General features: G+C 73.2%; 19 protein-coding genes and 5 pseudogenes. 14 read left to right on the top strand and 10 right to left on the bottom strand.

All coding sequences use genetic code 11. The features are described 5' to 3' along the window. The first annotated feature begins 83 nt into the window (after positions 1 to 83). Both ACFZCF_RS30345 and mqnE read left to right on the top strand, forming a co-directional pair. Complete coding sequence (locus ACFZCF_RS30345; protein ID WP_128976305.1) at positions 84 to 539, top strand: Lrp/AsnC family transcriptional regulator; 456 nt, start codon at positions 84 to 86, stop codon at positions 537 to 539. Positions 540 to 589: 50 nt separating this feature from the next. After that, a complete protein-coding gene (gene mqnE, locus ACFZCF_RS30350; protein ID WP_388449715.1) occupies positions 590 to 1753 on the top strand; it encodes an aminofutalosine synthase MqnE in 1164 nt (387 codons plus the stop codon). A gap of 59 nt (positions 1754 to 1812) precedes the next feature. Here mqnE and ACFZCF_RS30355 read toward each other — a convergent pair whose 3' ends face one another. Both ACFZCF_RS30355 and ACFZCF_RS30360 read right to left on the bottom strand, forming a co-directional pair. Further along, positions 1813 to 2679, bottom strand: coding sequence for a GyrI-like domain-containing protein (locus ACFZCF_RS30355; RefSeq protein WP_391290229.1), 867 nt, complete (start codon positions 2677 to 2679; stop codon positions 1813 to 1815). Between the two features lie 106 nt (positions 2680 to 2785). Continuing rightward, a complete protein-coding gene (locus ACFZCF_RS30360) occupies positions 2786 to 3319 on the bottom strand; it encodes a GNAT family N-acetyltransferase (RefSeq protein WP_391290231.1) in 534 nt (177 codons plus the stop codon). A gap of 211 nt (positions 3320 to 3530) precedes the next feature. Between ACFZCF_RS30360 and ACFZCF_RS30365 the strand changes: the two genes are divergently transcribed. The 5 genes from ACFZCF_RS30365 (at position 3531) to ACFZCF_RS30385 (ending at position 8700) form a co-directional block, all read left to right on the top strand. Then, the gene (locus tag ACFZCF_RS30365; RefSeq protein WP_388449661.1) at positions 3531 to 3797 is read left to right on the top strand and encodes a DUF4229 domain-containing protein; all 267 of its coding nucleotides are present in this window, start codon (positions 3531 to 3533) and stop codon (positions 3795 to 3797) included. 48 nt (positions 3798 to 3845) lie between these two features. Next, complete coding sequence (locus ACFZCF_RS30370) at positions 3846 to 4280, top strand: UTRA domain-containing protein (protein ID WP_391290233.1); 435 nt, start codon at positions 3846 to 3848, stop codon at positions 4278 to 4280. Between the two features lie 319 nt (positions 4281 to 4599). Then, positions 4600 to 5943 carry a cation:dicarboxylate symporter family transporter gene (locus ACFZCF_RS30375; RefSeq protein ID WP_391290236.1) on the top strand — a complete coding sequence of 448 codons (1344 nt, stop codon included), beginning with the start codon at positions 4600 to 4602 and terminating at the stop codon, positions 5941 to 5943. A 148-nt stretch (positions 5944 to 6091) separates the two neighbouring features. Further along, positions 6092 to 6682, top strand: coding sequence for a TetR family transcriptional regulator (locus tag ACFZCF_RS30380; RefSeq protein WP_391290302.1), 591 nt, complete (start codon positions 6092 to 6094; stop codon positions 6680 to 6682). 167 nt (positions 6683 to 6849) lie between these two features. Beyond that, on the top strand, positions 6850 to 8700 hold the full coding sequence (locus ACFZCF_RS30385; protein ID WP_391290238.1) for an AMP-binding protein: 1851 nt from the start codon (positions 6850 to 6852) through the stop codon (positions 8698 to 8700). Between the two features lie 31 nt (positions 8701 to 8731). On the opposite strand, the gene ACFZCF_RS30390 is transcribed toward ACFZCF_RS30385, so the two are convergent. The 3 genes and pseudogenes from ACFZCF_RS30390 to ACFZCF_RS30400 form a co-directional block, all read right to left on the bottom strand. After that, on the bottom strand, positions 8732 to 8980 hold the full coding sequence (locus ACFZCF_RS30390; protein ID WP_388449657.1) for an SCO4226 family nickel-binding protein: 249 nt from the start codon (positions 8978 to 8980) through the stop codon (positions 8732 to 8734). 32 nt (positions 8981 to 9012) lie between these two features. Further along, entirely contained in the window at positions 9013 to 9675 is a 663-nt protein-coding gene (locus tag ACFZCF_RS30395; RefSeq protein ID WP_391290240.1) for a pyridoxal 5'-phosphate synthase, read from the bottom strand. A gap of 62 nt (positions 9676 to 9737) precedes the next feature. Then, positions 9738 to 10106 (bottom strand): annotated as a pseudogene (locus ACFZCF_RS30400) (acetyl-CoA acetyltransferase); the annotation flags it as partial. Between ACFZCF_RS30400 and ACFZCF_RS30405 the strand changes: the two are divergent. Next, positions 10107 to 10340: pseudogene (locus tag ACFZCF_RS30405) on the top strand (nitroreductase family deazaflavin-dependent oxidoreductase); the annotation flags it as partial. Between the two features lie 122 nt (positions 10341 to 10462). Here ACFZCF_RS30405 and ACFZCF_RS30410 read toward each other — a convergent pair. After that, positions 10463 to 11110, bottom strand: a complete 648-nt coding sequence (locus ACFZCF_RS30410) for a TetR family transcriptional regulator (RefSeq protein WP_383817248.1) — start codon at positions 11108 to 11110, stop codon at positions 10463 to 10465. 244 nt (positions 11111 to 11354) lie between these two features. Here ACFZCF_RS30410 and ACFZCF_RS30415 point away from each other — a divergent pair, with 244 nt between their 5' ends. Together ACFZCF_RS30415 and ACFZCF_RS30420 are read left to right on the top strand one after the other, a co-directional pair. Further along, positions 11355 to 12245 carry a VOC family protein gene (locus tag ACFZCF_RS30415; protein ID WP_388449655.1) on the top strand — a complete coding sequence of 297 codons (891 nt, stop codon included), beginning with the start codon at positions 11355 to 11357 and terminating at the stop codon, positions 12243 to 12245. Between the two features lie 123 nt (positions 12246 to 12368). Continuing rightward, positions 12369 to 14741: a PQQ-binding-like beta-propeller repeat protein gene (locus tag ACFZCF_RS30420; protein WP_391290243.1), complete on the top strand. Its 2373-nt coding sequence runs from the start codon at positions 12369 to 12371 to the stop codon at positions 14739 to 14741. On the opposite strand, the gene ACFZCF_RS30425 is transcribed toward ACFZCF_RS30420, so the two are convergent. Then, positions 14738 to 15553: a hypothetical protein gene (locus tag ACFZCF_RS30425; RefSeq protein ID WP_391290245.1), complete on the bottom strand. Its 816-nt coding sequence runs from the start codon at positions 15551 to 15553 to the stop codon at positions 14738 to 14740. The two genes, ACFZCF_RS30420 and ACFZCF_RS30425, sit on opposite strands and share 4 nt — an antisense overlap. Before the next feature lie 140 nt (positions 15554 to 15693). Between ACFZCF_RS30425 and ACFZCF_RS30430 the strand changes: the two genes are divergently transcribed. Further along, complete coding sequence (locus ACFZCF_RS30430; RefSeq protein WP_391290247.1) at positions 15694 to 16290, top strand: hypothetical protein; 597 nt, start codon at positions 15694 to 15696, stop codon at positions 16288 to 16290. On the opposite strand, the pseudogene ACFZCF_RS30435 reads toward ACFZCF_RS30430, so the two are convergent. Then, positions 16256 to 17034: pseudogene (locus ACFZCF_RS30435) on the bottom strand (enoyl-CoA hydratase/isomerase family protein). The gene ACFZCF_RS30430 and the pseudogene ACFZCF_RS30435 overlap by 35 nt on opposite strands. Before the next feature lie 71 nt (positions 17035 to 17105). Between ACFZCF_RS30435 and ACFZCF_RS30440 the strand changes: the two are divergent. Together ACFZCF_RS30440 and ACFZCF_RS30445 are read left to right on the top strand one after the other, a co-directional pair. After that, positions 17106 to 17678: pseudogene (locus tag ACFZCF_RS30440) on the top strand (AMP-binding protein); the annotation flags it as partial. Between the two features lie 132 nt (positions 17679 to 17810). Further along, positions 17811 to 18485 carry a hypothetical protein gene (locus tag ACFZCF_RS30445; protein ID WP_391290248.1) on the top strand — a complete coding sequence of 225 codons (675 nt, stop codon included), beginning with the start codon at positions 17811 to 17813 and terminating at the stop codon, positions 18483 to 18485. A 223-nt stretch (positions 18486 to 18708) separates the two neighbouring features. Here ACFZCF_RS30445 and ACFZCF_RS30450 read toward each other — a convergent pair whose 3' ends face one another. Beyond that, a complete protein-coding gene (locus ACFZCF_RS30450; RefSeq protein WP_388449650.1) occupies positions 18709 to 18918 on the bottom strand; it encodes a hypothetical protein in 210 nt (69 codons plus the stop codon). 214 nt (positions 18919 to 19132) lie between these two features. Beyond that, the gene (locus tag ACFZCF_RS30455) at positions 19133 to 22003 is read right to left on the bottom strand and encodes a BTAD domain-containing putative transcriptional regulator (RefSeq protein ID WP_391290250.1); all 2871 of its coding nucleotides are present in this window, start codon (positions 22001 to 22003) and stop codon (positions 19133 to 19135) included. A gap of 536 nt (positions 22004 to 22539) precedes the next feature. On the opposite strand from ACFZCF_RS30455, the pseudogene ACFZCF_RS30460 reads away from it, so the two are divergent. Beyond that, positions 22540 to 23765, top strand: a pseudogene (locus tag ACFZCF_RS30460) (amidohydrolase family protein). The last annotated feature ends 244 nt before the right edge of the window (positions 23766 to 24009 follow it).

The following is a 24009-nucleotide window of genomic DNA, read 5'->3' on the forward strand; positions in this document are numbered from 1 at the left end:
ATTCGCAGGCTCAAAACCCCTGCATGCCTTAGATTCTACACCTAAACTTGCGGTATCGCTGGACAATGGAAGGTCGTATACCTATGGACGCCGTGGACAGGCAGCTCATCCAGGCCCTGCGCGAGAACGGCCGCGCCTCGTACGCCGAGCTGGGACGGCTCGTCGGGCTCTCCGGCCCCTCCGTCACCGACCGGATCAACCGCCTGGAGGCGGCCGGGGTCATCACCGGCTACCGCGCCACCGTCGACGCCGCCTCGCTCGGCCTCGGCGTCACCGCCCTCATCGGCATCTCCCTCTCCGACGCCGCCGACCACGAGGACGTGGCCCGCCGCCTGAAGGACCTCGCCGAGATCGAGGACTGCTGGTTCATCGCCGGCGACGACTCCTTCATGCTCAAGGTCCGCGCCAACGACGTCGACGGCCTGGAGAAGACCATCCGCCGCCTCTCCGGCACCAAGGGCGTGTCGCGGACCCGGACGACGATCGTGCTCTCCACCAAGTGGGAGAACCGGGTCGGGGACCTGCCCGAAGAGGCCTGAGAGTACGGTGGGTGAAGCCTGATTTCGTCGGATACATGGGAGGCGGCCGCATGGACGCGGGGCTCAAGCGGGAGCTGGAGCAGAAGGTGCTCGCCGGAGAGCGGCTGAGCCGTGAGGACGGCATCGCCCTCTACGACTCCGACGACCTCGCCTGGCTCGGCGGGCTGGCCCACGAGGTCAGGACCCGCAAGAACGGCGACGTGGTCCACTTCAATGTCAACCGGCATCTGAACATGACCAACGTCTGCACCGCCTCCTGCGCCTACTGCTCCTTCCAGCGCAAGCCGGGCGAGAAGGACGCGTACACGATGCGCATCGAGGAGGCCGTCCGCCTCGCCAAGGCGATGGAGAACGAGAACCTCACCGAGCTCCACATCGTCAACGGCCTCCACCCCAACCTGCCGTGGCGGTACTACCCCCGGTCGCTGAGCGAGCTGAAGAAGGCGCTGCCGAACGTCTCCCTCAAGGCCTTCACCGCCACCGAGATCCACCACTTCGAGACCATCTCGGGCCTGTCGGCCTCCGAGATCCTCGACGAGCTCATCGAGGCGGGCCTGGAGTCGCTGACCGGCGGCGGCGCCGAGATCTTCGACTGGGAGGTCCGGCAGCACATCGTGGACCACCGCACCCACTGGGAGGACTGGTCCCGGATCCACCGCCTCGCCCACGAGAAGGGTCTGAAGACCCCCTCGACGATGCTGTACGGGCACATCGAGGAGCCGCGCCACCGCGTCGACCACGTGCTGCGGCTGCGGGAGCTCCAGGACGAGACCGGCGGCTTCCAGGTCTTCATCCCGCTGCGCTACCAGCACGACTTCGTGGACATGCAGGACGGCAAGGTCCGCAACAAGCTCCAGGCGCGGACGACGATGGCGACCGGCGCGGAGGCGCTGAAGACCTTCGCGGTCTCCCGGCTCCTCTTCGACAACGTGCCGCACGTCAAGGTCTTCTGGGTCATGCACGGCGTGCAGACCGCCCAGCTCGCGCTCCAGCACGGGGCCGACGACATGGACGGCTCGGTGGTCGAGTACAAGATCACGCACGACGCCGACAACTACGGCACGCCGAACAAGCTCACCCGCGAGGACCTGCTGGAGCTGATCCGCGACGCCGGCTTCCGGCCGGTCGAGCGGAACACCCGGTACGAGATCATCCGCGAGTACCCGGGCCCGGACGCCGGGCGGCGGGAGACGCCGCAGGCGATGCGGGTCTGAGGTCCGCGGTCTCCGCGCGCGGAGGAAGGGCCGGTGGGGATCCCCCGCCGGCCCTTCTCTCATGCCGCCGCGTGCTCCACCGGGATCCACAGCTCCGCGGCCGCCGTCCTCCAGTCCTCCGCCGGACGGACCGAGAGGATCTCGGGGCCGGGGCGGCTCCGGTAGGGGTTCGACGGGAACCACTCGGTGAAGACGTCCCGCCAGAGGTGCTGGAGCGCCTGCGGGTAGGGACCCTCGCTCTCGAAGACGGCCCAGGTGCCGGCGGGCACGTGCAGGCTCTCGTACCCCTCCGGCTCCCGCGGGCCGGTGACCGCGCCGTACCAGTGGTCGAGCTCCACGCCCTCCTCGCGGCTGTCGGTGAGGTGGACGACGGCGGAGACGAGCCCGGCGGGCTCCCCGGCCGAGAGGCCGGCGAGCCGGTCCAGGGTCTCCCGGCCGAGCCCCCGGATCTGCGCGGCGATCGCCGGATTCTCGCCCTCGTGGACGAGCGGGACCCGGGCCCTGCTGCCGGTGATCCGGAAGGCGTCCCGGGTCGTGACGCGGTACTTCATGCTGCTGTTCCCTTCGACGACGAGGCGGAAGGACATGCGCGGCTGCGCGGTGAGCACGGCGCCCGCGCGGCGGGCCTCGCCGGGCCCCACGCCGTGGACGGCGCGGAACGCGCGGGCGAACGCCTCCCCGGAGCCGTAGCCGTACCGGACGGCGATCTCCAGGAGCGTCCGCTCCCCGGCGAGCACCTCGGCACCGGCGACGGTGAGCCGCCTGCGCCGCACGTACTCCGACAGCGGCATCCCCGCGAGGGCGGAGAAGAGCCGCCGGAAGTGGTACTCGGACGTGGTGGCGATCCGGGCCAGCTCGGCCGGGTCGAGGTCGCCGTCGAGGCGCTGCTCGATGTGGTCGAGAGCCCGGTTCAGTCCGTCGAGCACGGCTGGTCCTTCCTGTTTCCTGATGTCCTCACCGTAGGAACGGGGAGTGGGCCGGCACCCGACCATCCATGCCCGTTCGGGTCGGGTCGGACCGGGTCGGGCCGGGTCAGGTCAGGGGCAGCAGCATGGTGATGTCGTCGCGGTCGTCGCCGGGGGCGACGCGGATGGCGCCGGGGACCCGCCCGACCTCCTTGTACCCCGCCTTCGCGTAGAAGGCGTCGACGCCGGTGCCGCCGCGGACGCCGAGCCGGATGGCCTCGATCCCCTCGAAGCCGGGGGCGGTACGGGCGGTGCGCTCGACGGCCGCCATGAGGTCGAGACCGTACCCCTTGCCCTGGTGCCTCGGGTGGACCATCACCGTGTACAGCCACACCCAGTGGGTCATCAGGCGGTGGCTGTTGAACGTGAAGAAGGCGGTGGCGGCGACCTGCCCGTCCTCGTCCCGGCCGACCAGGAGCCGGGTGGTGCCCTGGACCATGGCGGCGAGGTGCGTGCGGAGGGAGGGACGGATCTCCTCGGCGGTGACGGGCGGGACGAAGCCGACGGCGCCGCCGGCGTTGGAGACGTCGGCCCAGAGGGCGAGGATGCCGTCGGTCAGGGCCGCGTCGACGGCCGGATCGGCCTCGAAAGTAAGGGTCATAGCTCGACTGTATCTATTACTTCTGTCGACCCTCAAGGGGATTCCGCCCCTCGGACGCCCCGCCCTCCGGAGGCGGGCCTACCGGGCCCCGCCTCCGACGGGCCTCCCGCCCCGTGCTTCACTGGGGACGCTCGTCCCGTAATGGGAAGGTTCGGCACCCCGGCAGCCCGGAACTCCGGAACCCCGGAACCTCGGAACGAAAGAGTGGGTCATGCTCCGCTACTCGCTGATGCGCCTCGGCATCTTCGCCGGGTGCTTCCTCGCCCTGTGGGGCCTCGTCTACGTCGGCGCGCTCCCGCGCGGCCTCGGCGACTCCAACCTCCTGTGGGTCCTGCTCCTCTCCATCGTCGTCTCGGCCCCCCTGAGCTACGTCCTGCTCCGCAAGCAGCGCGACAGCCTGAGCGCCGACATCGTCGAGAAGGTCGACCGCGCCAAGGGCCGCCTCCACGACAACCGCACCCGCGAGGACGCGGTCTAGTACGCGGCGGGACCCGGGTGGCTGCGACGGCGAGGGGGAGGCAGGCGCATGACGGGCGACGCGTGGATCGGTGAGACCGCGCCGTACCTGGCCCCGCGCGAGCCCGGGCAGAGTGACGCGTGGACCGACGAGGCCGCTCGCCGGGGGCGCAGGGGCGGACAGCGCCTGCTCCGGGCGGGCGAGGTGGACGCTCCCGACGTCGTGCGGGCGGCCCTCGGGTTGTCCCTCGGTGAGCGGGTCGTCGTGCGACGACGGCTGATCCTGCTGGACGACGTGCCGGTGGAGCTGGCCGACTCCTACTACCCCCCTCTCCATCGCCGGCGGCACGGCCCTGGCGGAGCGGACCGCCGACGGAACGCCCATGGAGGCGGCCCTCATGGTCATGCCGGACGCCCGGCACCTCAGGTACCGGCTGTCCGTGGGCGGACGGGGCGATGTAGGGGACGCGTAAGGTTCCTCACAGGTCGGGCACCCCTGGTGTGAGCCGGATGGCTCTCACCAGGGGTGTTCTCGTTTCGGCCGGGGGTGGCCGGTTCCTCGTCCCAAAGAAGGGCTTTGAGGTTCTCAAAGTTCAAGTGTTAACGTATCGACCATGACGACAGCAGAGCGCCTCCTCGACGCCGCGGGCACCCCGCTCGTGGCGCGCCTGCACGTCGATCTCTGCCGCTGTATGTCCGCGGCCTGTTGTCGCCGCGAGTCCTGAGGCCCCGCCTCCCCGGCAGCATGCAGCGGCGCCCCGCGCGAGAGCGTGCGAGTGTGCCGCACCCCCCCTTCCGTATGTCCCGATACGCATCAGTGGAGTGTGTCCGTGTCCGCGTCCGCGTCCGCCACCGAGGTCAAGCCCTCGTCCCGGATACCCAAGATCCCCTTCTGGGCCCAGATCGTCGCCGGTCTCGTCCTCGGCGTCCTGCTCGGCTGGATCGCCCGGAGCCAGGACGTCGCCTGGCTGAAGGAGACCCTGATCCAGGTCGGCGGCATCTTCGTCCAGCTGCTGAAGCTGGCCGTGGCCCCGCTCGTGTTCTTCGCGATCCTCGTGTCGATCACCAACCTCCGGAAGGTCAACAACGCGGCCCGCCTCGCCGCCCAGACCCTCCTCTGGTTCATGATCACCTCGCTCGTCGCGGTCGCCATCGGCATCACGATCGGCCTGCTCACCAACCCTGGCGCCGGCACCGGCCTCACCCCCGCCGACGGCAAGGCCCCCGAGGGCAAGGGCAGCTGGATCGACTTCCTCACGGGCATCATCCCGACGGACGTCATCACGCCCTTCACCGAGCTGAACGTCCTCCAGATCGTCTTCATGGCCGCCGTCGCCGGCATCGCCGCCCTCCAGCTCGGCGAGAAGGCCCAGCCGATCCTCTCCCTCTCGGAGTCGATCCTGGAGCTGCTCCAGAAGGCCCTGTGGTGGGTCATCCGCCTCGCCCCGATCGGCACCGCCGGCCTCATCGGCAAGGCGATCGTCAACTACGGCTGGGACCTCCTCGGCAAGTACGCGACCTTCACCGCCGACGTCTACATCGGCTGCGCCCTGGTCCTCTTCGGCGTCTACCCGCTGCTCCTCGCGACCGTCGCCAAGGTGAACCCGGTCCAGTTCTTCAAGGGCGCCTGGCCCGCCATCCAGCTGGCCTTCGTCTCCCGCTCCTCGGTCGGCACCATGCCGGTCACCCAGCGCGTCACCGAGCGCCTCGGCGTCCCGAAGGAGTACGCCTCCTTCGCCGTCCCGTTCGGCGCCACCACCAAGATGGACGGCTGCGCCGCGATCTACCCGGCGCTCGCCGCGATCTTCATCGCGCAGATCTTCGACGTCCAGCTCGGCGTCAAGGAGTACCTGCTCATCGCCTTCGTCTCGGTGATCGGTTCCGCCGCCACCGCCGGCCTCACCGGCGCCACGGTCATGCTGACGCTGACCCTCTCCACCCTGGGCCTCCCGCTGGAGGGCGTCGGCCTGCTCATGGCGATCGACCCGATCCTCGACATGATCCGCACCGCCACCAACGTCGCCGGCCAGGCGCTCGTCCCGGTGATCGTCTCCGCCCGCGAGAAGATCCTCGACCTCACCGCGTACGAGAACGCCTCGGCGTCCCCGATCGACGGCCCCGAGGACGCCCGCGAGACCGCCCCGGAGAAGGTCGCGGTCGCGGCCTGACCACCGCCCCCGGCGCCACGTGCCCCTCGCCCCCGTCCGGGCGGGGGGCACGTAGGCTTTCGCGGGCGGACGATCGATCGTGGAAGCGGGGGCGGAGGGACGCGTGGCGAGGACCAAGAGGCTGCCTCGGGCCGTGCGCGAGCGGCAGATGATGGACGCCGCCGTGGCCTGCTTCGCCCGGCAGGGGTACCAGGCGGCCTCGATGGACGAGATCGCCGAGCTGGCGGGCGTGTCCAAGCCGCTCGTCTACCTGTACCTGAACTCCAAGGAGGAGCTCTTCACCGCCTGCATCCGGCGGGAGGCCCAGGCCCTGCTCACGGCCGTCGCCGAGGCCGTGTCCGACGGGTCCGCCCCGCCGGACGAGCGGCTGTGGGCGGGACTGCTCGCCTTCTTCGGGCACGCCGCCGACCACCCCGACGCGTGGGCCGTGCTCAGCCGGCACGCCCGCACCCAGGGCGAGCCCTTCGCGACCGAGGCGGCGCGGATGCGGGAGGAGATCGCCGACTTCGTCACCGGTCTGATCGGCGAGGCCGCGCGGGCCGCGCACGGGCCGGTCGAGATCGGCGAGCGCGACGTGGCGGCGCTGGCGCAGGCGCTGGTGGGGTCCGCCGAGTCGCTGGCGACCTGGGCCAACGAGACGCCGGGCGTGACGGCGCGGGAGGCGGCGGCCACGCTGATGAACTTCGCCTGGTCCGGGCTGGGGAACCTCATGAAAAACGAGCGCTGGTCTCCCCGTTGAGGCTTACCGCGCAGTAAGGTTACCGGCTAGTTCCCCGCGCGTCGGGTCCCCGGACCCCGAACGGCCGCCCTTCCGCTCCACGCCTTCCGCTTCACGCACCTCCGCTCCACGCACTTCTGCTCCACGACGTACGACCTTCGTCCATCGCGCAGACCGAGGAGCCGCCCGTGCCGACCGAGCTCGCCTTCCTCCGCGTCGACGGACGGGTACGGGAGGTCTCCGCGCCCGCGCTCGTGCCCCGGGTCGAGCGGGGTTCGCTCGCCGACCTGCCGTACGACAACGCCCGGCGGGAACCCGACGCCGTCGTCTTCTCCCGGAAGGACGAGGAGGGGAACTGGCGGGACGTCACCGCCGCCCGCTTCGCCGCCGACGTGCACGCCGTCGCCAAAGGGCTCATCGCCCACGGGCTGCGCCCCGGCGACCGGCTCGCGCTGATGGCCCGCACCACCTACGAATGGACGCTCGTCGACTTCGCGGCCTGGGCCGCCGGGCTCGTCACCGTCCCCGTCTACCCGACCTCCTCCGCCTTCCAGACCCGCTGGATCCTCCAGGACTCCGGCGCCGTCGCCTGCGTCGTCGAGGACGCGGGGCAGGCGCGGCTCGTCTCCGCCGAGCGCCGCCTCATCCCCGGCCTGCGCCACCTCTGGGTCCTCGACGCGGGCGCCGTCGCGCAGCTGCGGCAGGCCGGGGCGCGGGTCCCCGACGAGACGGTGACGGCCCGGCGCGGACTGCTCACCCCGGACGCCCTCGCCACCCTCGTCTACACCTCCGGCACCACCGGCCGCCCCAAGGGCTGCGCCCTCACCCACGCCAACTTCTTCGCCGAGGTCGACAACGCGGTCAAGCTCCTCCACCCGGTCTTCGCCCCCGAGGGCGGCGATCCGCCGTCCACCCTGCTCTTCCTGCCGCTCGCCCACGTCTTCGGGCGGATGGTGGCGGTCGGCTGCGTCCGGGCCCGGGTACGCGTCGGCCACGCGCCGTCCGTGGAGGGCGAGGACCTCCTCGCCGACCTGGCCGGCTTCCGGCCGACGTTCCTGCTGGCGATCCCGTACGTGATGGAGAAGGTCCACCGGCGGGCCCGGGCCACCGCCGAACGCTCCGGGAGGGGCGCCGCCTTCGACCGGGCCGAGCGGGCCGCCCGCCGCTTCGGCCGCGCCGAGGAGCCGTCGCTGTCGGTGCGGGCGGCGCGCGCCCTGTACGACCCGCTGGTCTACCGCCGGATCCGGGCAGCGCTCGGCGGGCGCGTGCGGTACGTGATCTGCGGCGGCTCGCCGCTGGGCGTCCGGCTCACGGAGTTCTTCCGTGGCGCGGGCGTCGACGTCTTCGAGGGGTACGGCCTGACGGAGACGACGGCCGCGGCCACCGTCACCCCGCCGCACGCGCCCCGGGCCGGCACCGTCGGGCTGCCGCTGCCCGGCACGGGGGTGCGGATCGCCGCCGACGGGGAGGTGTGGCTGCGCGGCCCGCACGTCTTCGCCGGATACTGGGACGCCCGGCGCGGCACCGCCGTCCCGCACACGGACGGGGGCTGGTTCCCGACCGGCGACCTCGGCGCGCTGGACGAGGACGGCTACCTCACCATCACCGGCCGCAAGAAGGACCTCCTCATCACCTCCGCCGGCAAGAACGTCGCCCCGGCCCCGCTGGAGGACTGGCTGCGGGCCCATCCGCTGGTCGCCCAGTGCATGGTCGTCGGCGACGACCGCCCGTACGTCTCCGCGCTGATCACCCTCGACCACGAGGGGCTCGCCCACTGGCGGCGGATGCGGCAGAAGGACCACCTGGCGCTGTGGGAGCTGACCCGGGACCCCGAACTGCTCGCGGTGGTGCAGAAGGCGGTCGACGACGCCAACCGGCTGGTCTCCCGGGCCGAGTCCATCCGCGCCTTCCGCGTCCTGACCACCGAGTTCTCCGAGACCTCGGGCCACCTCACCCCCTCCCTGAAGCTCCGGCGGCGGGCGGTGCTGCGGGACTTCGCGCGGGAGATCGAGGAGATGTACGGCTCGGAGTACGCGTAGGGGCGCCCGCGGTGGACGCCCCCGGCCGCGCTCACACCGTGAGGGGCACCTCGTGGATCTCGTCGGCCGCGTGACCGGTCCGTTCGTGGATCCGCCGCACGGCGTCGGCGGAGGGGCCCGTCGACAGGCAGTAGACGGTGCCGGACTCGGGATCCGCCCACGCCTTCTGGAAGTGGACCCCTTCCTCCTTCTCGATCGCGAGGTCGGCGCGGTGGGCTTCGAGGAGCTGGTCCGCCGTGATCCCGACCATGCCGCGGTGCACGTCCATGTAGGTCGCCATGGTTCTCACACCTCCCTCTCCATGGTGCGCCCTCAGGGCCAGAGCAGCTCCTTGGCCCAGCCGGAGGGGGCGTCCGGGGTACGGCGGTAGCGGAGGCGGAGGTGGCGGCGGCGGGCGTCGCCCTGGAAGAACTCGACCTCGGCCGGTTCGACGACGTACAGCGTCCAGGTGGGGGCGTCGGCGTCCGGTTCGGCCTCCGCGCGCGCCCACGCGGCGGCGCTCGCCTCCGCGAGGGTCTCGGGGGAGTCGAGGGGTTCGCTCTGGCGGCCGGTGAGCGCGGCGGCGAGGGCGCCGGTGGTGCGGGCGTGCAGGTCCGCGTAGGCCTCCTCGCGGCTCGCCGTGGCGACGCGGCCCCTGATCCGGACCTGGCGGCCCCGCACCGGCCAGTAGAAGCCGAGCGCGGCCTCCGGGTTGGCGGCCAGCTGCCGGCCCTTCGCGCTGGTCGCGTGCGAGGCGAAGTGCCAGCCGCGGTCGTCGGCGTCGTGGAGCATCACCGTGCGGACGTCGGGGCGGCCGTCCGGGCCGGCGGTCGCGAGGGAGAGCGTGTGCGGTTCGCTCTGGCCCGCGGCGACGGCGTCGAGGAACCAGGAGTGGAAGAGGGGGAGGGGGTCGGCGGGGGCGGTGGCCGGGTCGAAGGCGGGCAGCTCGGTGTCCCACACCCGCAGCGAACGCAGCGCGTCACGGAAGTCGCTCATGCGCCGAGCCTAGGCGGCGCGGCGGAGCGAGGGGGCAGGCGCGGGGGGTCCGGCGCGGGGCGTCAGGCGCGGGTGGTCAGGACGAGGGTGGCGGCGGAGCAGAACCAGCCGCCGGTGGCGGAGGCGAGGGCCAGCTCGGGAAGGGAGCCGTCGGCGCGGCGGACCTGGAGACCAGGTGCCTCGCCCCGGAGCTGGCGGACGGCCTCGACCAGGAGGAAGAGGCCCCGCATGCCGGGGTGGCAGGCGGACAGCCCGCCGCCGTCGGTGTCGAACGGGACCGTCGCCCCGTCCGTCACGTACGCGCCGCCCTCGCCCTTCGGGCAGAAGCCCAGGTCCTCCAGCGTCACCAGGGTCATGTAGGTGAAGGCGTCGTAGATCTCGGCGACGTCGATGTCCGCGGGCGTCACCCCGGCCCGTTCGAGGGCCGGCCGCTCGGCGGCTCCGACTTCGGCCGCCCCGGCCACCCCTCCTGGACGGCCAACCTGCTCGCCCACCTCGACGCCGAGATCAGCTGGAAGGGCGAGACGCTCCCCGTACGGGCCGAACGGCTCACCGAGGAGGAGCGGGCGGCGGCCTGGCGGGCGGCCCTCGCCTTCTGGCCGCCGTACGCCGCCTACCAGGCCCGGGTCGAGCGCGAGATCCGGCTCTTCCGGCTCACCCGCAGACGAGCGGAAGGGTCCGGACACGACGACGCCGACGGCGGTCCCGCCCCTCGCGGGGGACGGTGGCCGGCGTCGGCGTCGACGACAGGACGGGGGAAGGAAAGGGCTCCGGTACGGCCCCGGGCCTATCTCACCGGCTTCTTGCCGGTGATGCCCAGGTGCACCAACAGGGCGAGGTTCGGCTTGAGTTCGGCCTGCTTCACACCCCAGGTGGTGAAGCCCTTCTGGTGGCCGGCGACCGACGCCAGCATCGCCACCAGCGAACCGGCCATCGCGGCCGCGCTGACCTCCTTGTCGACCTTGCCCTTGGCCTGGAGCTCCTTCACCGCGTCCGTCAGGGAGTTGGTGACCGAGTTCAGGATCTTCATGCGGATCTTGTAGAACCGCTTGTCGCCCTCCGCGGCGCCGAGGTCCACGACCCGCAGGATCGCGTCGTGCCTCCGCCAGAAGTCGAGGAAGCCGTCGACGAGTTCCTCGGAGGTCTGCCAGGCGGCCTTGCCGACCCAGGAACGGCCGGAGACCAGCTCGGTCAATCCGGCGCCCTCCTTCGCCATTTCCTCCGCGATCTCCAGGACGGCGCCCTCGACGTCCGGGAAGTACTGATAGAACGTCGCGGGTGAAGTACCCGCCTTCCGGGCCACGTCGATGACCTTGACGTCCCGGTACGGCGAGGAGCTGAGCATCTCACCGAGGCAGTCGAGCAGCTTCTGCCGCGTCGCCTGGCCGCGTCGTCCGGCCACGCGGCCGTCGACGGTGCGTACTTGTCCTGTCATGCCGTCAGCTTACCGAGGGGGGATCAGCGCGCGATTCGGCCGACTGCAAATGGGGTGCCCACCGTTCTCCGAGGTCGGCGGGGGTCTCCCCGGCGCGCCACCCGACGGGATCGCGCCAGGACCCGGCGCCGTCCACCCGCCGGCCCTCCGTGTGCACAGCCTGTGGACGGCCTCCCCCGGGGGCCGCGCCCCGGACGGCGCACACCGGAGCGCGTCCCCGCCCCCGCCGCCCTAGCGTGGGGCCATGGCCGTATACACGGAAGGCACCCCCTGCTGGGTGGACGCGCAGCTCCCCGACCTGGAGGCGGGCAAGCGCTTCTACGGCGAGCTGTTCGGCTGGACCTTCGACGACGACCGCGACGAGGCCCTCCTCGACGGCCGCCGGGTCGCCGGGCTCCTCCCCAAACGGGACGGCCGCATGCCCACCACCTGGACCGTCTACCTCGCCACCCGGGACGCCGGCACCGTCGCCGCCCGGGTGAAGGCCGCCGGCGGGCAGATGGTCATGGAGCCCTACCCCGTCGGCCCCTTCGGCGTCCTCGCCCTCGCCGCCGACCCCGGCGGCGCCGTCCTCGGCCTGCGCCAGTCGGGCGAGGACGACGGCTTCGAAGTGGTCGACGAGCCCGGCTCCTTCTGCTGGATGGAGGTGTACACCCGCCGCCCCGGGCCCGTGGACACCTTCTACGCCTCCGTCTTCGGCTGGCTGGGCCGCCAGGCCGACCCGGAGGAGGAGGGCAAGGAGCCCGGCTTCGACTACCGCGTCTGGTCCCCGCCCGGCTCCCGCCCCGGCGACGACACCGCCTTCGGCGGCCGGGCCGTCATCACCGACGCCTTCCCCGCCGAGATGCCGGGCCACGTCCTCGTCTACTTCGCCGTCCGCGACTGCGACGAGGCCTGCGCCACCACCGTCCGCCTGGGCGGACGGGTCGCCGAACCCCCCGTCGACACCCCCTACGGCCGCATCGCCGTCCTCCACGACAACCAGGGCGCCCGCTTCGCCGTCCTCGCCGAACCCACCCCCGCCGCCCCCCTCGACGCCCCCGAGGAACCGGCCGCCCTCTCCACCGACCCCACCCCCCTCGGCAGCCCCGCCCCCACCCTCTCCACCCTCTCGGAGCCCCCTGCCGAACCGTGAGCGATCCGCTCCGTATGACCTGTGACACCCCGATCCGCCCCCGGGTTCGCAACCGGGGCCTCGGACAGGAAGAATCAGGCCCGGGCCGTATCGTCGTGGCCCGTACGGGGAGGTGGCAGGCAAGTGGAACAGCTGACGCAGCACGACCCGAGACGCATCGGGCCCTTCGAGGTGCTGGGCCGGCTCGGCGCGGGCGGTATGGGTCTGGTCTATCTCGCGCGTTCGGCGTCCGGCCGGCGCGTGGCGATCAAGACCGTCCGCACCGAGCTCGCGGAGGACCAGCTGTTCCGGGTGCGGTTCACCCGTGAGGTGGAGGCCGCCCGGGCGGTGTCCGGGTTCTACACGGCCGCCGTGGTCGACGCCGACCCGCGGGCCGCCGTGCCGTGGCTGGCGACCGCCTACGTCCCGGCGCCCTCGCTCGAAGAGATAGTGAACGAGTGCGGGCCGCTCCCGGCCCAGGCCGTCCGCTGGCTCGCCGCCGGCGTCGCCGAGGCGCTGCAGTCCATCCACGGCGCCGGGCTCGTCCACCGCGACCTCAAGCCGTCCAACGTGCTCGTCGTCGAGGACGGGCCCCGGGTGATCGACTTCGGCATCGCGTCCGGCGTCTCCAACACACGGCTGACGATGACCAACGTCGCCGTGGGCACCCCCGCCTACATGTCGCCCGAGCAGGCCCGCGACTCGCGCAGCGTCACCGGCGCCAGCGACGTCTTCTCGCTCGGCTCCATGCTCGTCTTCGCCGCGACCGGGCACGCCCCCTTCCACGGGGCCAACCCGGTCGAGACCGTCTTCATGCTGCTGCGCGAAGGCCCCGACCTGGAGGGCCTCCCGGACGAGCTGCGGCCGCTCATCGAGGCGTGCATGCAGATGGACGTGGCCCAGCGGCCCAGCCCCGCCGACCTCCAGGCCATGCTCGCCCCGCACCTCTTCGGCCCGGGCAGCGACGACAGCGGCACCGCCTCCGCGTGGCTGCCCGAGTCCGCCGTCACCATGATCGAGACCCGGCGCGGCGGGCGCCCGACCCCGCCGCCGCCGGTCTCCCCGCCGCCCATGCCACCGCGCCCGCCCGCCCCGTACGAGGGCGGCGACCCGCGTGCGTCCGAGCCGGCCCCCGCGGGCGGCCGGCACGCGGGGCCCGCGGCGGAGTCCGGCGGTCCGGTGCGGCTCGGCGGCGCCACCGTGCCGATCGGGCCCGGCCCCCGGGTCGCCGACACCCGGGCGGCGCTCCGCCTCGGCCAGGCCGCCGACCCGCACGCCACCGGCTGGGTCCGCCCGCCGGGCGGCGCCACCGAGCCGGCCCCCGCGCCCGCCCCCGTACCCCAGCAGGCGGCGCAGCCCGAGCCGGGACCCGGACCCTGGCGGCCGTGGCGCTTCCGCATGTCGAACGACGTGTGGGGGACGCCGGTCGTCGACGGCGACCTGCTGTACGTGACCTCCTTCGAGGTGCACGCCCTGGACACCGGCTCGGGGCGGCGCCAGTTCAAGACGAGGGACGTCGCCTGGTCGATGGCGGTGGCCCAGGGCCGTATCCACGCCTCCGACGGACCGACGCTGTACGCGCTCGACGCCACCGACGGCAGCGAACGCTGGCGGCTGCGCACCGACGCCTGGGTGTACTCCCTCAAGGTCGACCGGGGCACCGTCGTCACCGGCACCCGGGGCGGCGGCGCGCAGGGCTGGGAGGCGTCCAATGGCGCCAAGCTGTGGGAGGTCACCGGCTGTCAGACGGACTTCGAGACCCCGGAGGCCGGCCCGGCGATCCACGGCGACACCGTGTACGTGTGGCAGGACGCCCGGCTGAGGGCGCTCGACGCCCGGACGGGCGTCGAGCGCTGGTCGTACCCGGTCGGCGACGCCGCCTCCTGCGGGCACGTGCCGGTCCGGGTCGCCCCGGCCGAGGACGGCTGCGTGTACGTCTCCGCCGGCACCCGCGTCCTGTCGATCGACATCGCCGCCGGGCACGTCCGCTGGCACTTCGAGGCGCCCGCCGTCTTCCTCTCGCCGCCCGCCTTCGCGCCCGGCCCGGCCGTCACCGGCGGCGGCGTCTACCTCGCCGACCACCTCGGCACGGTCTACGCCCTCGACGCCACCACCGGCCAGGACCGCTGGCGGATCGCGACCGAGCAGCGCCAGTCCTCGGAGCCGGTGCTCGTCGCGGACGGCAACGTGCACGTGGGCAGCGGCAGCGCGCTCTACACCCTGGACGCGGTCACCGGCACCCCCCGCTGGCGGTTCGCGGCCGGCGCCGAGCTGGTGGGCACGCCGGTCGTCGCCGACGGCCGGGTCCACTTCGGCTCCGCCGACCACGTCCTCTACACCCTGGACGCGACCGGCGGCCAGCTCCGCTGGAAGCTCGCCACCGGCGGCGAGATCACCGGCTCGCCGGTGGCGAAGGGCGGAGTCGTGTACGCGTGCAGCAAGGACCGCTGCGTGTACGCGCTCGACGCGGCGAAGGGCACGGCGACCTCGGGCCGCGCCGGGGCGGCCCGGGCCTAGGTCCTCGGGTCGTCCGGGTCGCCGTCCCAGGGGTGGCGGTCCGGGTCGCGCGGCCGTTCCGCAGGGGCGTCGGAGCGGCCGGGAGCGGCGTAGGGCATGGACCGGGTCTCGGAGTCGTACGGGTCGCCGGTCCCGCGGTCCGTCGTCCCGTGTCCCGTTGCGTACGGGTCGCCGGTCCCGCGGTCCGTCGTCCCGTGTCCCGTTGCGTACGGGTCGTCGGTCCCGCGGTCCGTCGCCCCGTGTCCCGTCGCGTACGGGTCCCGGGTCGTTTCGTGGTCCGTCGTTTCGGGTCCCCTGTCGTAGGGGTCCCGGGTCGTTCCGTACGGGGCCGGGGGCGGGCCGTCGTCGAGGGGCGGGTGGGCGTGCGGCCGGTCGGCGGCGGGTTCGAGGTGGCGGCGCTTCGGGCGGCCCGACATGACGAGGGCGCCGATCAGCAGCAGTAGTCCGCCGCCGAGGGCGTTCGCGACGCCGTCGCCGAGGCCGCGGCCGCCTCCGGAGACCACCAGGCTGCCCTCGGCCTGCCCGACCCGCACCATCCACAGGACCGTGAAGCCGAGGACGACCACCGCGGCGATCGCGACGAGCAGCCGTGAGCGCAGCACCACTCCGACCAGGGTGACGAGGGCGGCGAAGGCGAACGGCAGCAGGATCGAGGCGATGACTCCGCCGCCGGAACCGGTGATGCCGGTGAAGAGGTCCCCGATGCGGTAGTCGCTGCCGTGACGGCCGTCGTACCAGGCACGGAAGGGGCTCCAGACGGCGGCCGTCGCTCCGACGAGGGCCAGGACCGAGCCGACGACGTTGCGGATCATCGATCGTCCTCCTCGGGGCTGCGAGGTCCGGCTCTCTCGCTTCCGACGCTACGCCCGGTCCCGGGGGCCCGCCATGCGGGATCGCGGGTCCCGCTAGGGTGTGGCGCGCACACGACGGACGGACGGGGGAGACGGTGAAGGTGGCACGGACCCGACTGAAGATGGCGGCCACGCTGACGGTGGTGGTGCTGGCGCTGACCGGTTTCCAGACGAGCAGCAGCGGTGGCGGCAAGGGCGGCAGCGGGAAGAGCAAGAGCAAGAGCAGCGGGGGCGGTTGCTCCAGCGACAAGAAGGACAACGACGACTACCAGGGCTCCGGTTCCGGTTCCGGCAACAGCGGGAGCGAGTACACCGCCGAGCCGGCGGCCACCGCCACGGCCACCTACGGCCCCGGCGTCGACGTCCTCGTCGTCGACTGCGTGAAGCCCGAGCAGAAGAAGCGCAAGGGCAAGCCCGCCCGCAAGGCGGACACCACGGCGACGCTGCGGATCGTCAACGAAGGGCTGTACAGCACCACCGAGACCTACCGGGTGACCCTGGAGTTCAGGAACCGCGCCGGTTCGGTCGTGGACACGGCGGAGACGGTCGTGACCGTGGAGGGCGGGCAGCGGAAGGACTTCGAGGTCAAGATGGCGAAGCCCCGCCTGGTCGGCAAGGTCACGTCGTGCGTCATCCGCGAGGCGGTCGAGGCAGGCGCGACGCCTACCGCGTCCGGTAGCCCGTCGTCCGCCTCCTGAACAGCTCCGCCTGCCGCTCCGCCGGCAGGTTGCCGAGGGTGACGAGGTGCGGGGCCTGGGCGAGGGCCTGCGACCTGACGGCCTCCTTGGCGGACCACAGGGCCCGCACGGTGCCCTGTACGGCCCCGGTCGGGTAGGAGGCGAGGACGGCCGCCGCCCCCCCCGCGCCGCGACGAGCGCCCCGCCGGTGGCCGTCACCTCGCTGACCAGGCCCGCCTCGTAGGAACGGCGGGCGGAGACGCGTTCGGCCGAGCCCATCATGGCCATCCTGGCGACCTCCCCGAAGGGCATGCGCTGCGCCATGTGGACGGTCTCGAAGGCGCTGACGATGCCGTAGGTGGTGTGCGGGTCGAAGAACGCGGCGGTCTCGCCAGCGATGAGGAACTCGGCCTCGCCGAGCAGGTAGAAGGCGCCGCCGCAGGCCATGCCCTCGACCGCGGCGATCACCAATTTCCACAGGTCGTTGGCCTTGGGGCCGATGGCGACGAGCGGGTCGTCGAGGGCGTACGGGGACGAGGGCTGCGGCACCCGGCCGGCGTCGTCGCGGTCGATGCCGGTGCAGAAGGCCCGCCCGCCGGCGCCGGTGACGACGATCGCCCGGATGTCGTCCTCGTACCGGAACCCCCGCCAGACCGTTCCGAGTCCGCCCGCCATGGCGAGGGTGAGCGCGTTGAGCCGTTCGGGCCGGTCGAGGGCGACGACGGCGACGCCGGCCCGCGGATCGCGCTCCACCGAGATCGTCATCCGCGCTCCAGGAGCCAGCGGGGGACGGCGATGCCGTCGATCTCGGTGAAGGCGACGCGGACGGCGGCGCCGGCCTCTCCGAGGCGAGCGGCCTTGTTGCCATGTGCCGCCGCGACGACCCCGACGAGACCGTCGCCACCACCGCCGGCCGCCCCGTGCCCGGCACCGAGGTCCGCCTCTCCGACGCGGGAGAGGTCCTGGTCAGGGGGCGCAACGTGATGCGCGGCTACTTCGAGGACGAGGAGGCCACGGCCGCCGCGATCGACCCCGACGGCTGGCTCCGCACCGGCGACGTCGGCGTCCTCGACGCGGCGGGCAACCTCCGGATCACCGACCGGCTGAGGGACATGTTCATCGTCGGTGGCTTCAACGCCTATCCCGCCGAGATCAAGCAACTCCTGGGCCTGCACCCGGGCATCGTCGACGTCGCCGTCATCGGCGTCCCCGACGCCCGCCTGGGCGAGGTCGGCAAGGCCTTCGCGGTACGGCGCCCGGGCGCGGGGGTCACCGCCGACGACCTGATCGCCTGGTCGCGGCGGGAGATGGCCAACTGCAAGGTGCCGGGGCAGGTCGAGTTCGTCGCGGAACTCCCGAGGAACGCGAGCGGGAAGGTGGTCAAGGGGGAGCTGCGGAAGAGGGGTTGAGGCGGACGGGAGCCGTTTCCGGAGGATTGGAATCCGATTACAGAAAGTCCGCCGGGGACGCAACCAGCCCGTCGCGTGTACACGTCATAGAGGCGCGCACTCCCCGTCCCCCTCCGAACCGAGGAGCAGCAGGTGCCCACCCAGGAGATCCCCCTCACCCTCACCCCGCAGCAGGCCGCCGCCGGGGTCGTCATCCCGGTCACCCTGCCGACCGGCCCCACCCAGCTCCACGTCCCGCCCTGCCGCCACGGCGACCTCGTCCCGGTCCAGCTCGCCGGCGGAACGGTCCTCCTCCGCATCACCGTCGCCGGCGGCCCGGCCCCCGCCCGACGCAGGTCCGGCGTCGCCGGCTGCCTCGTCCCCCTCCTCGTCATCGGCGCGATCATCGGTGGCTCCTACCTCCTCGACGCCAACGACGGGACGGACACGCCCGACGCCCGCCCCACCATCCCCACCTTCTCCTTCTCCCCCTTCCCGACCCTCGACCTCGGCGACCTCGCCCCCACCGCGACCCCCACCCCCACCGAGGAGGAACCCGACCCCTACGACAAGGGCACCTGCCTCAACGGCACCCTCCCCGACTCGGAGACCGCCCAGTCCGTCAGCGGTGTCGACGAGGTCCCCTGCTCGGCCTCGGACGCCCACTACAAGGTCATCCAGACCTTCCCCATGACCTCCGACATGAACCGGTGCAACGCCAACCCCAAGACGGAGTACGCCTTCTCCCACCGCTACACCATGAACGGCACCACCATCAGCGAATACGTCTACTGCCTGGTGGGCCTGGGCTCGTACGCCCGGAACTAGCGGGTGGGCCTGACCCCGGGCACGCCGGAGGGGCCGGGCGTGTGCCCGGCCCCTCCTCTGCGGTGGCCTGGTCGCGTCGTGCGGTCGCCGTCCGGACGGATCCCCCCTGGTTCCGCCGCACGTCCCCCGGACCGCGCGCTCCCCCGTCGACCGGCCCCTGTGGATGGCACCGGCGGCTCCCCCGAAGTCGCCGCCGGTACCGTCATCCCCGTGGGGAGTGGCTCTACTTGGCCGGGGCGGGGTGGCCCTCGCCGACGACCTTCTCCGTGATGGCGTCGACGGCCGGCTCGGAGGTGGCGTGCATGTCCTTGGTGGTGATGTCCGACTCGGCGCCACCCGTGATCTTCTCGGTGATGGCGTCGACGGCCGGCGTCGAAGTGGCGTGCATGTCCAGGGGCTTGATGATCGGGTCCTGGTTCAGCGGATCGGTCATGCTCGTCAACTCCTGCGTGTGGGATAAGAAAGGAGAAGATCCGGCCGGCCCTTCCCCCATGGAGGACTGGCCGGATCTCCAGGGCCGACCACCCTAGACCTCAGGGTCCTCGGCCGTGACACCGGGCCGCCTGCCCCCCGGCGCGGCGGCCTGTTGTGAGAACCAGCATGCCGGGGGGCGATAAACGAACGATGAACGTGCTGGCGGGGGGCGTCTAGGCGGCCGCGGCCGGGGTCAGCAGCGCGCGCACCTGGGCCGCCTCCGGGGAGTCGAGGGACTCGAAGACGCCCAGTGCCTCGTGCCAGCAGGCCTCGGCCCGGCCGCTCTGGCCGAGGTGGTAGAGGGCGCGGCCGAGGACCGTGAGGACGTTGGCCCGCCGCCACTCGCCCCCGATGCCCCGGAGCACCGTGAGCGCCATCTCGGCGTTGGACGCCGCCTGGCCGTACCGGCGGGCGGCGAGGTCCACCTCGGAGAGGCGGAACAGCGTCATGCCCTCCCACAGTCGCTGCCTGCTGTCCGCGAAGACGTCCAGGGCTTCCTGCAGGCGCTCGGCCGCCGCGGCGAGCTGGTTGTCCTGGGTCAGCGCCAGCCCCAGCGCGTACCGTCCGTTGGCGCCGCGGAGGGCGTGCCCCATGGAGTCGTATATCTCCGTGCCCCGGAGGGCCAGTTCGATCGCGCTCGACGTCCGCCCCATGGCCAGGTGCATGCGGGACAGGTTGCAGAGGGCGCTCGCCTCGCCGGGGTCGTCGCCGATCTCCCGGAACCGTTCGATGGCCTCGGTGAGGTGCTGCTCGCCCTCCGCGAAGCGGTTCTGGTAGAGCGCGATGATGCCGCGGGCGTTGGCCGACCAGCACGCCGGGACGGGGTCGCCGGCCTTCTCCGCGCAGGGGAGCGCCAGCTCGGCGTCGCGGTCCGCCTCCTGGAAGCGGCCCGCCGTGTGGTGGACCCCCGCCAGGACCATGAGGGCGCGGCCTTCGGCCTTGGCGTCCCCGAAGGCACGGGCGGCGTCCCGTACGACGGCGCCCGTCGCCTCGAACTCCCTCGAATCGGCCCCGGATTCGCCGAGGTCCAACGACGCCCACAGGAGGTCGACCGCGCGGCGGAGGGTGGTGGGGGTGGCGGCGGAGTGGCGGACGCAGGCGAGGAGGCAGTGGGACTCGGCGTAGAGCCAGTCCTGGGCCTGGTGGCGGTCGGTGAAGGTGAGGCCCTCGTACGCGGTGCGTTCCAGGTGGTCGACCAGGCGGTCGCCGGGGCGCTCGATGGCGTACACCCGCGCCGCCGTCGACAGGTAGAAGTCGAGGAGGCGGGAGAGGGCCGCGGCCTTCTCCGTCGGCGGGTGCTCGTCGCGGTCGGCGCAGGCGCGGGCGTAGAGGCGGACCAGGTCGTGGAAGCGGTAGCGGCCGGGTGCGGCGGACTCCAGGAGGGACGTGTCCACCAGGGCCTCCAGGAGGTCCTCGGTGTCCCACAGGGGCAGGTCGAGGACGGCCGCGGCCGCCGCGAGGGAGATGTCGGGGCCGTCCGCGAGGCCGAGGAGCCGGAAGGCGCGCGCCTGGGCCGGCTCCAGCTGGCCGTAGCCCAGTTCGAAGGTGGCCTTGACGGCGAGGTCGCCGGCCTGGAGCTCGTCGAGGCGGCGGCGTTCGTCCGCCAGCTTCGCGGCCAGGACCGAGACGGTCCACGTGCGGCGGGCCGCCAGGCGGGACGCCGCGATGCGGATCGCCAGCGGCAGGAAGCCGCAGGCCGCGACGACGTCGAGGGCCGCTTCACGCTCCGCCTGGACGCGTTCCGTGCCGACGATCCTGGTGAAGAGCTGCAGCGCCTCCTCGGGGGACATCACGTCGAGGTCCACCAGGTGCGCGCCCGCCAGGTCGACCATGCGGATCCGGCTGGTGACCAGCGCCGCGCAGCCCGCGGTGCCGGGCAGCAGGGGGCGGATCTGGGCGGCGTCCCGGGCGTTGTCCAGGAGGACCAGGACGCGGCGGCCGTCCAGCGTCGAGCGGTAGAGGGCGGCGCGGTCGTCGAGGGAGTCCGGGATCGCCGAGTCCGGGGTCCCGAGGGCGCGCAGGAACGAACCGAGGACCGTCTCCGGCGCCGCGGCCTGCGCGCCCGCGCCCTGGAGGTCGACGTACAGCTGTCCGTCCGGGAAGTGCGGGCGCGCCTCGTGGGCGACGTGCACGGCGAGCGTCGTCTTGCCGACCCCGCCGATCCCGGCGAGCGCCGAGACCGCCATGACCGAGCCCTCGGCGGTCGCGAGCCGGTCGCCCAGCTCCCGGACGAAGGACGCCCGGCCGGTGAAGTCGGGGACGGTGGCCGGGAGCTGCGCGGGGCGGGCCGGGGGCGCCGCCGCCGGGGCCTGCTCCTCGACGGGGCGGGCCAGCTCGGCGTCGCCCTGGAGGATGCGCTGCTGGAGGCGTGACAGCTCGGGCGTCGGGTCGACGCCGAGCTCGTCGGCGAGGAGCCGGCGGGTGTCGGCGTACACGGCGAGCGCCTCGGCCTGCCGGCCGCCGCGGTAGAGCGCGAGCATGAGGAGTTCGCGCAGCCGCTCGCGGAGCGGGTGCGCGGCGGTGAGCGCGGTCAGTTCGGAGACGGCCTCGGCGTGCGCGCCGACCTCCAGGTCGATGTCGAGCCGGGTCTCCAGGAGGGTGAGCCGCCACTCCTCCAGGCGGGTCCGCTGGTTCTCGGCGTACGGCCCCGGTACGGCCGCCAGCACCTCGCCGTCCCACAGGTCGAGCGCCTCCGCGAGCCGCGCCCGCGCGCCGGTCCGGTCGCCGGCCGTCCGCAGCCGTTCGGCCTCGGCGGCGAGCTCCCGCGCCCGGGTCAGGTCGAGGGCGGTGGTCCGCAGGGCGTATCCGCCGTCCACGCTGACCAGCACCTCGGCGCCGAGCGCCTTGCGCAGCCGGGAGGCGTACGTGCGGAGCGCGGCGAGCGCCTGCGAGGGGGGCTCCTCGCCCCAGAGCGCGTCGATCAGCTCGGCCGCCGTCGCCGTCCGTCCGCCGCGCAGCAGGAGCGCGGCCAGCACGGCCCGCTGCTGCGGGGACCCGGTGGCCAGCGGCTCCTCGCCCCGCCAGGCCCGCACGGGCCCGAGCACGCCGAACCGGAGGCCGGCGGCGGGGGGTGCGGGGGCGGGCGGGGATGCCGGAGAGGCTTGGGGTGCGGGGGGCGCCGAGGAGGCAGGGGGCGGCGAGGGTGCCGACGAGGTCTGGGGTGCGGGCGGTGCCGGGGGTGCCTGGGGTGCCTGGGGTGCCTGAGAGGCAGGGGGTGCCGACGAGGCAGGGGGTGCCGGGGGCGCCGAGGAGGCCGGGGGTGCCGACGGTGCCGGAGAGGCCGAGGGCGCCGAGTGCGCCGGGGAGGCCGGGCCGCGGCTGTCCGGGCCCCCGTCCGGCCGCCGTCGGGGTACGCCGGGGGCGGCCCCGGCGTCGTGTGTGCCGAGGGCCTGCGCCGGGACGCGCGGCCCTTTGTCCTGACCCATGGCTCCCCCTGCCCCTACCGGTGGTATCGCCCCGGACAGTCTGCCTTGTCCGGAGGGAGCGCGTCAGCATCGGGGCGTCCTTGTGGAGGAGCTGTGACCGGGGCCGGGCGTCACGACAGCTGATGGTTCGTCAGATCGCCGCTACCGTGAGGGGCATGGGGACCCAGGAGACCTTCCCCAGGGTCATCTCGGTGGACGACCACACCGTGGAGCCCCCGCGCGTCTGGCGGGACCGGCTCCCGTCGCGGTACCGCGACACCGGCCCGCGGATCGTCCGCGCCCCGTTGAAGGAGATGACCTTCCTCGGCGGCAGGTTCGCCCCCGTCATGGGCGCGAAGGGCGACGACGGGCCGCTCGGCGACTGGTGGGTCTACGAGGACCTTCACCGGCCCCTCACGCGGCTCGACACGGCCGTCGGCTACGACCGGGACGAGATACGGCTCGAAGTGATCACGTACGAGCAGATGCGTCCGGGTTCCTTCTCCGTGCCGGAACGGCTCGCCGACATGGACGTCAACCACGTCCAGTCCGCGCTCTGCTTCCCGACCTTCCGCGCTTCTGCGGCCAGACCTTCACCGAGGCGCCCGACCGCGAGCTCGGGCTGCTCTGCGTGCGGGCGTACAACGACTGGATGGTCGAGGGGTGGTGCGGGCCCGACGCGCGGGGGCGGCTGATCCCGCTCACCCTCGTCCCCCTCTGGGACCCGGAGCCGGCCGCCGCCGAGGTGCGGCGGAACGCCGCCCGCGGCGTCCGGGCCGTCGCCTTCTCCGAGATCCCGCCGCACCTGGGGCTGCCGTCGGTCCACACGGACCACTGGGACCCGTTCCTGCGGGCCTGCGACGAGACCGGCACGGTCGTCGCGATGCACATCGGTTCGTCCGGCCGGATGCCGTCCACGTCGGCGGACGCCCCGCCCGCGGTCGGCTCCACCATCACCTTCGCCAACTGCTGCTTCTCGATGGTCGACTGGCTGATGAGCGGCAAGTTCGAGCGCTTCCCGAACCTGCGGATCATGTACGCGGAGGGCCAGATCGGCTGGATCCCGTACATCCTGGAGCGCGCGGACGTCGTCCGGGAGGAGAACCGCGCGTGGGGCGGGGTCGCCGACAAGGTCACCCGGCCGCCGTCGGAGCTCTTCACCGGGCACGTCTTCGGCTGCTTCTTCGACGACGCCTTCGGGCTGCGGAACCTCGACGCGATCGGCGCGGGAAACGTCCTCTACGAGACGGACTACCCGCACTCCGACTCCACCTGGCCCCGGTCCAAGGAGGTCGGCGAGGCGCAGATGGGCCACCTGGCACCGGAGGTGGTCGAGCGGATCGTGCGCGGCAACGCCATCGACCTCCTGGGGCTGTCTCCCGAGGGCCTCTGGCGGCCCTAGGGGGCGTCCGCCGGGGCCCGTTCACTCCACCGGCCCAAGGAGACCGCTCCCTGATGGCTTCCCGTCACCAAGTGCGCACTACTGGTAGTCGAGTGTGCGTTTGACGTACGCCACGAGACAGCCATGGTGGACACCCTCCGGGGCGCCCACGAACGGAGCCTGACATGACCACCGACCTTCCGCACATCCCGTCGGCGGACGACGACACGGAGCCGACCGAGAGGCCCACCGCAGGACCGGCACG

The sequence above is a fragment of the Streptomyces sp. NPDC007945 genome, from assembly GCF_042958885.1.
GTDB lineage: Bacteria > Actinomycetota > Actinomycetes > Streptomycetales > Streptomycetaceae > Streptomyces.

Excerpts from the sequence above, each read along its gene's own strand:
- ACFZCF_RS30415 (WP_388449655.1), top strand. The coding sequence starts at position 11,355 with ATGGCCGTATACACGGAAGGCACCCCCTGCTGGGTGGACGCGCAGCTC.
- ACFZCF_RS30345 (WP_128976305.1), top strand. The coding sequence starts at position 84 with ATGGACGCCGTGGACAGGCAGCTCATCCAGGCCCTGCGCGAGAACGGC.
- ACFZCF_RS30450 (WP_388449650.1), bottom strand. The coding sequence starts at position 18,918 with ATGACCGATCCGCTGAACCAGGACCCGATCATCAAGCCCCTGGACATG.
- ACFZCF_RS30365 (WP_388449661.1), top strand. The coding sequence starts at position 3,531 with ATGCTCCGCTACTCGCTGATGCGCCTCGGCATCTTCGCCGGGTGCTTC.
- ACFZCF_RS30425 (WP_391290245.1), bottom strand. The coding sequence starts at position 15,553 with ATGATCCGCAACGTCGTCGGCTCGGTCCTGGCCCTCGTCGGAGCGACG.
- ACFZCF_RS30395 (WP_391290240.1), bottom strand. The coding sequence starts at position 9,675 with ATGAGCGACTTCCGTGACGCGCTGCGTTCGCTGCGGGTGTGGGACACC.
- mqnE (WP_388449715.1), top strand. The coding sequence starts at position 590 with ATGGACGCGGGGCTCAAGCGGGAGCTGGAGCAGAAGGTGCTCGCCGGA.
- ACFZCF_RS30390 (WP_388449657.1), bottom strand. The coding sequence starts at position 8,980 with ATGGCGACCTACATGGACGTGCACCGCGGCATGGTCGGGATCACGGCG.
- ACFZCF_RS30370 (WP_391290233.1), top strand. The coding sequence starts at position 3,846 with ATGACGGGCGACGCGTGGATCGGTGAGACCGCGCCGTACCTGGCCCCG.
- ACFZCF_RS30360 (WP_391290231.1), bottom strand. The coding sequence starts at position 3,319 with ATGACCCTTACTTTCGAGGCCGATCCGGCCGTCGACGCGGCCCTGACC.
- ACFZCF_RS30410 (WP_383817248.1), bottom strand. The coding sequence starts at position 11,110 with ATGACAGGACAAGTACGCACCGTCGACGGCCGCGTGGCCGGACGACGC.
- ACFZCF_RS30380 (WP_391290302.1), top strand. The coding sequence starts at position 6,092 with ATGATGGACGCCGCCGTGGCCTGCTTCGCCCGGCAGGGGTACCAGGCG.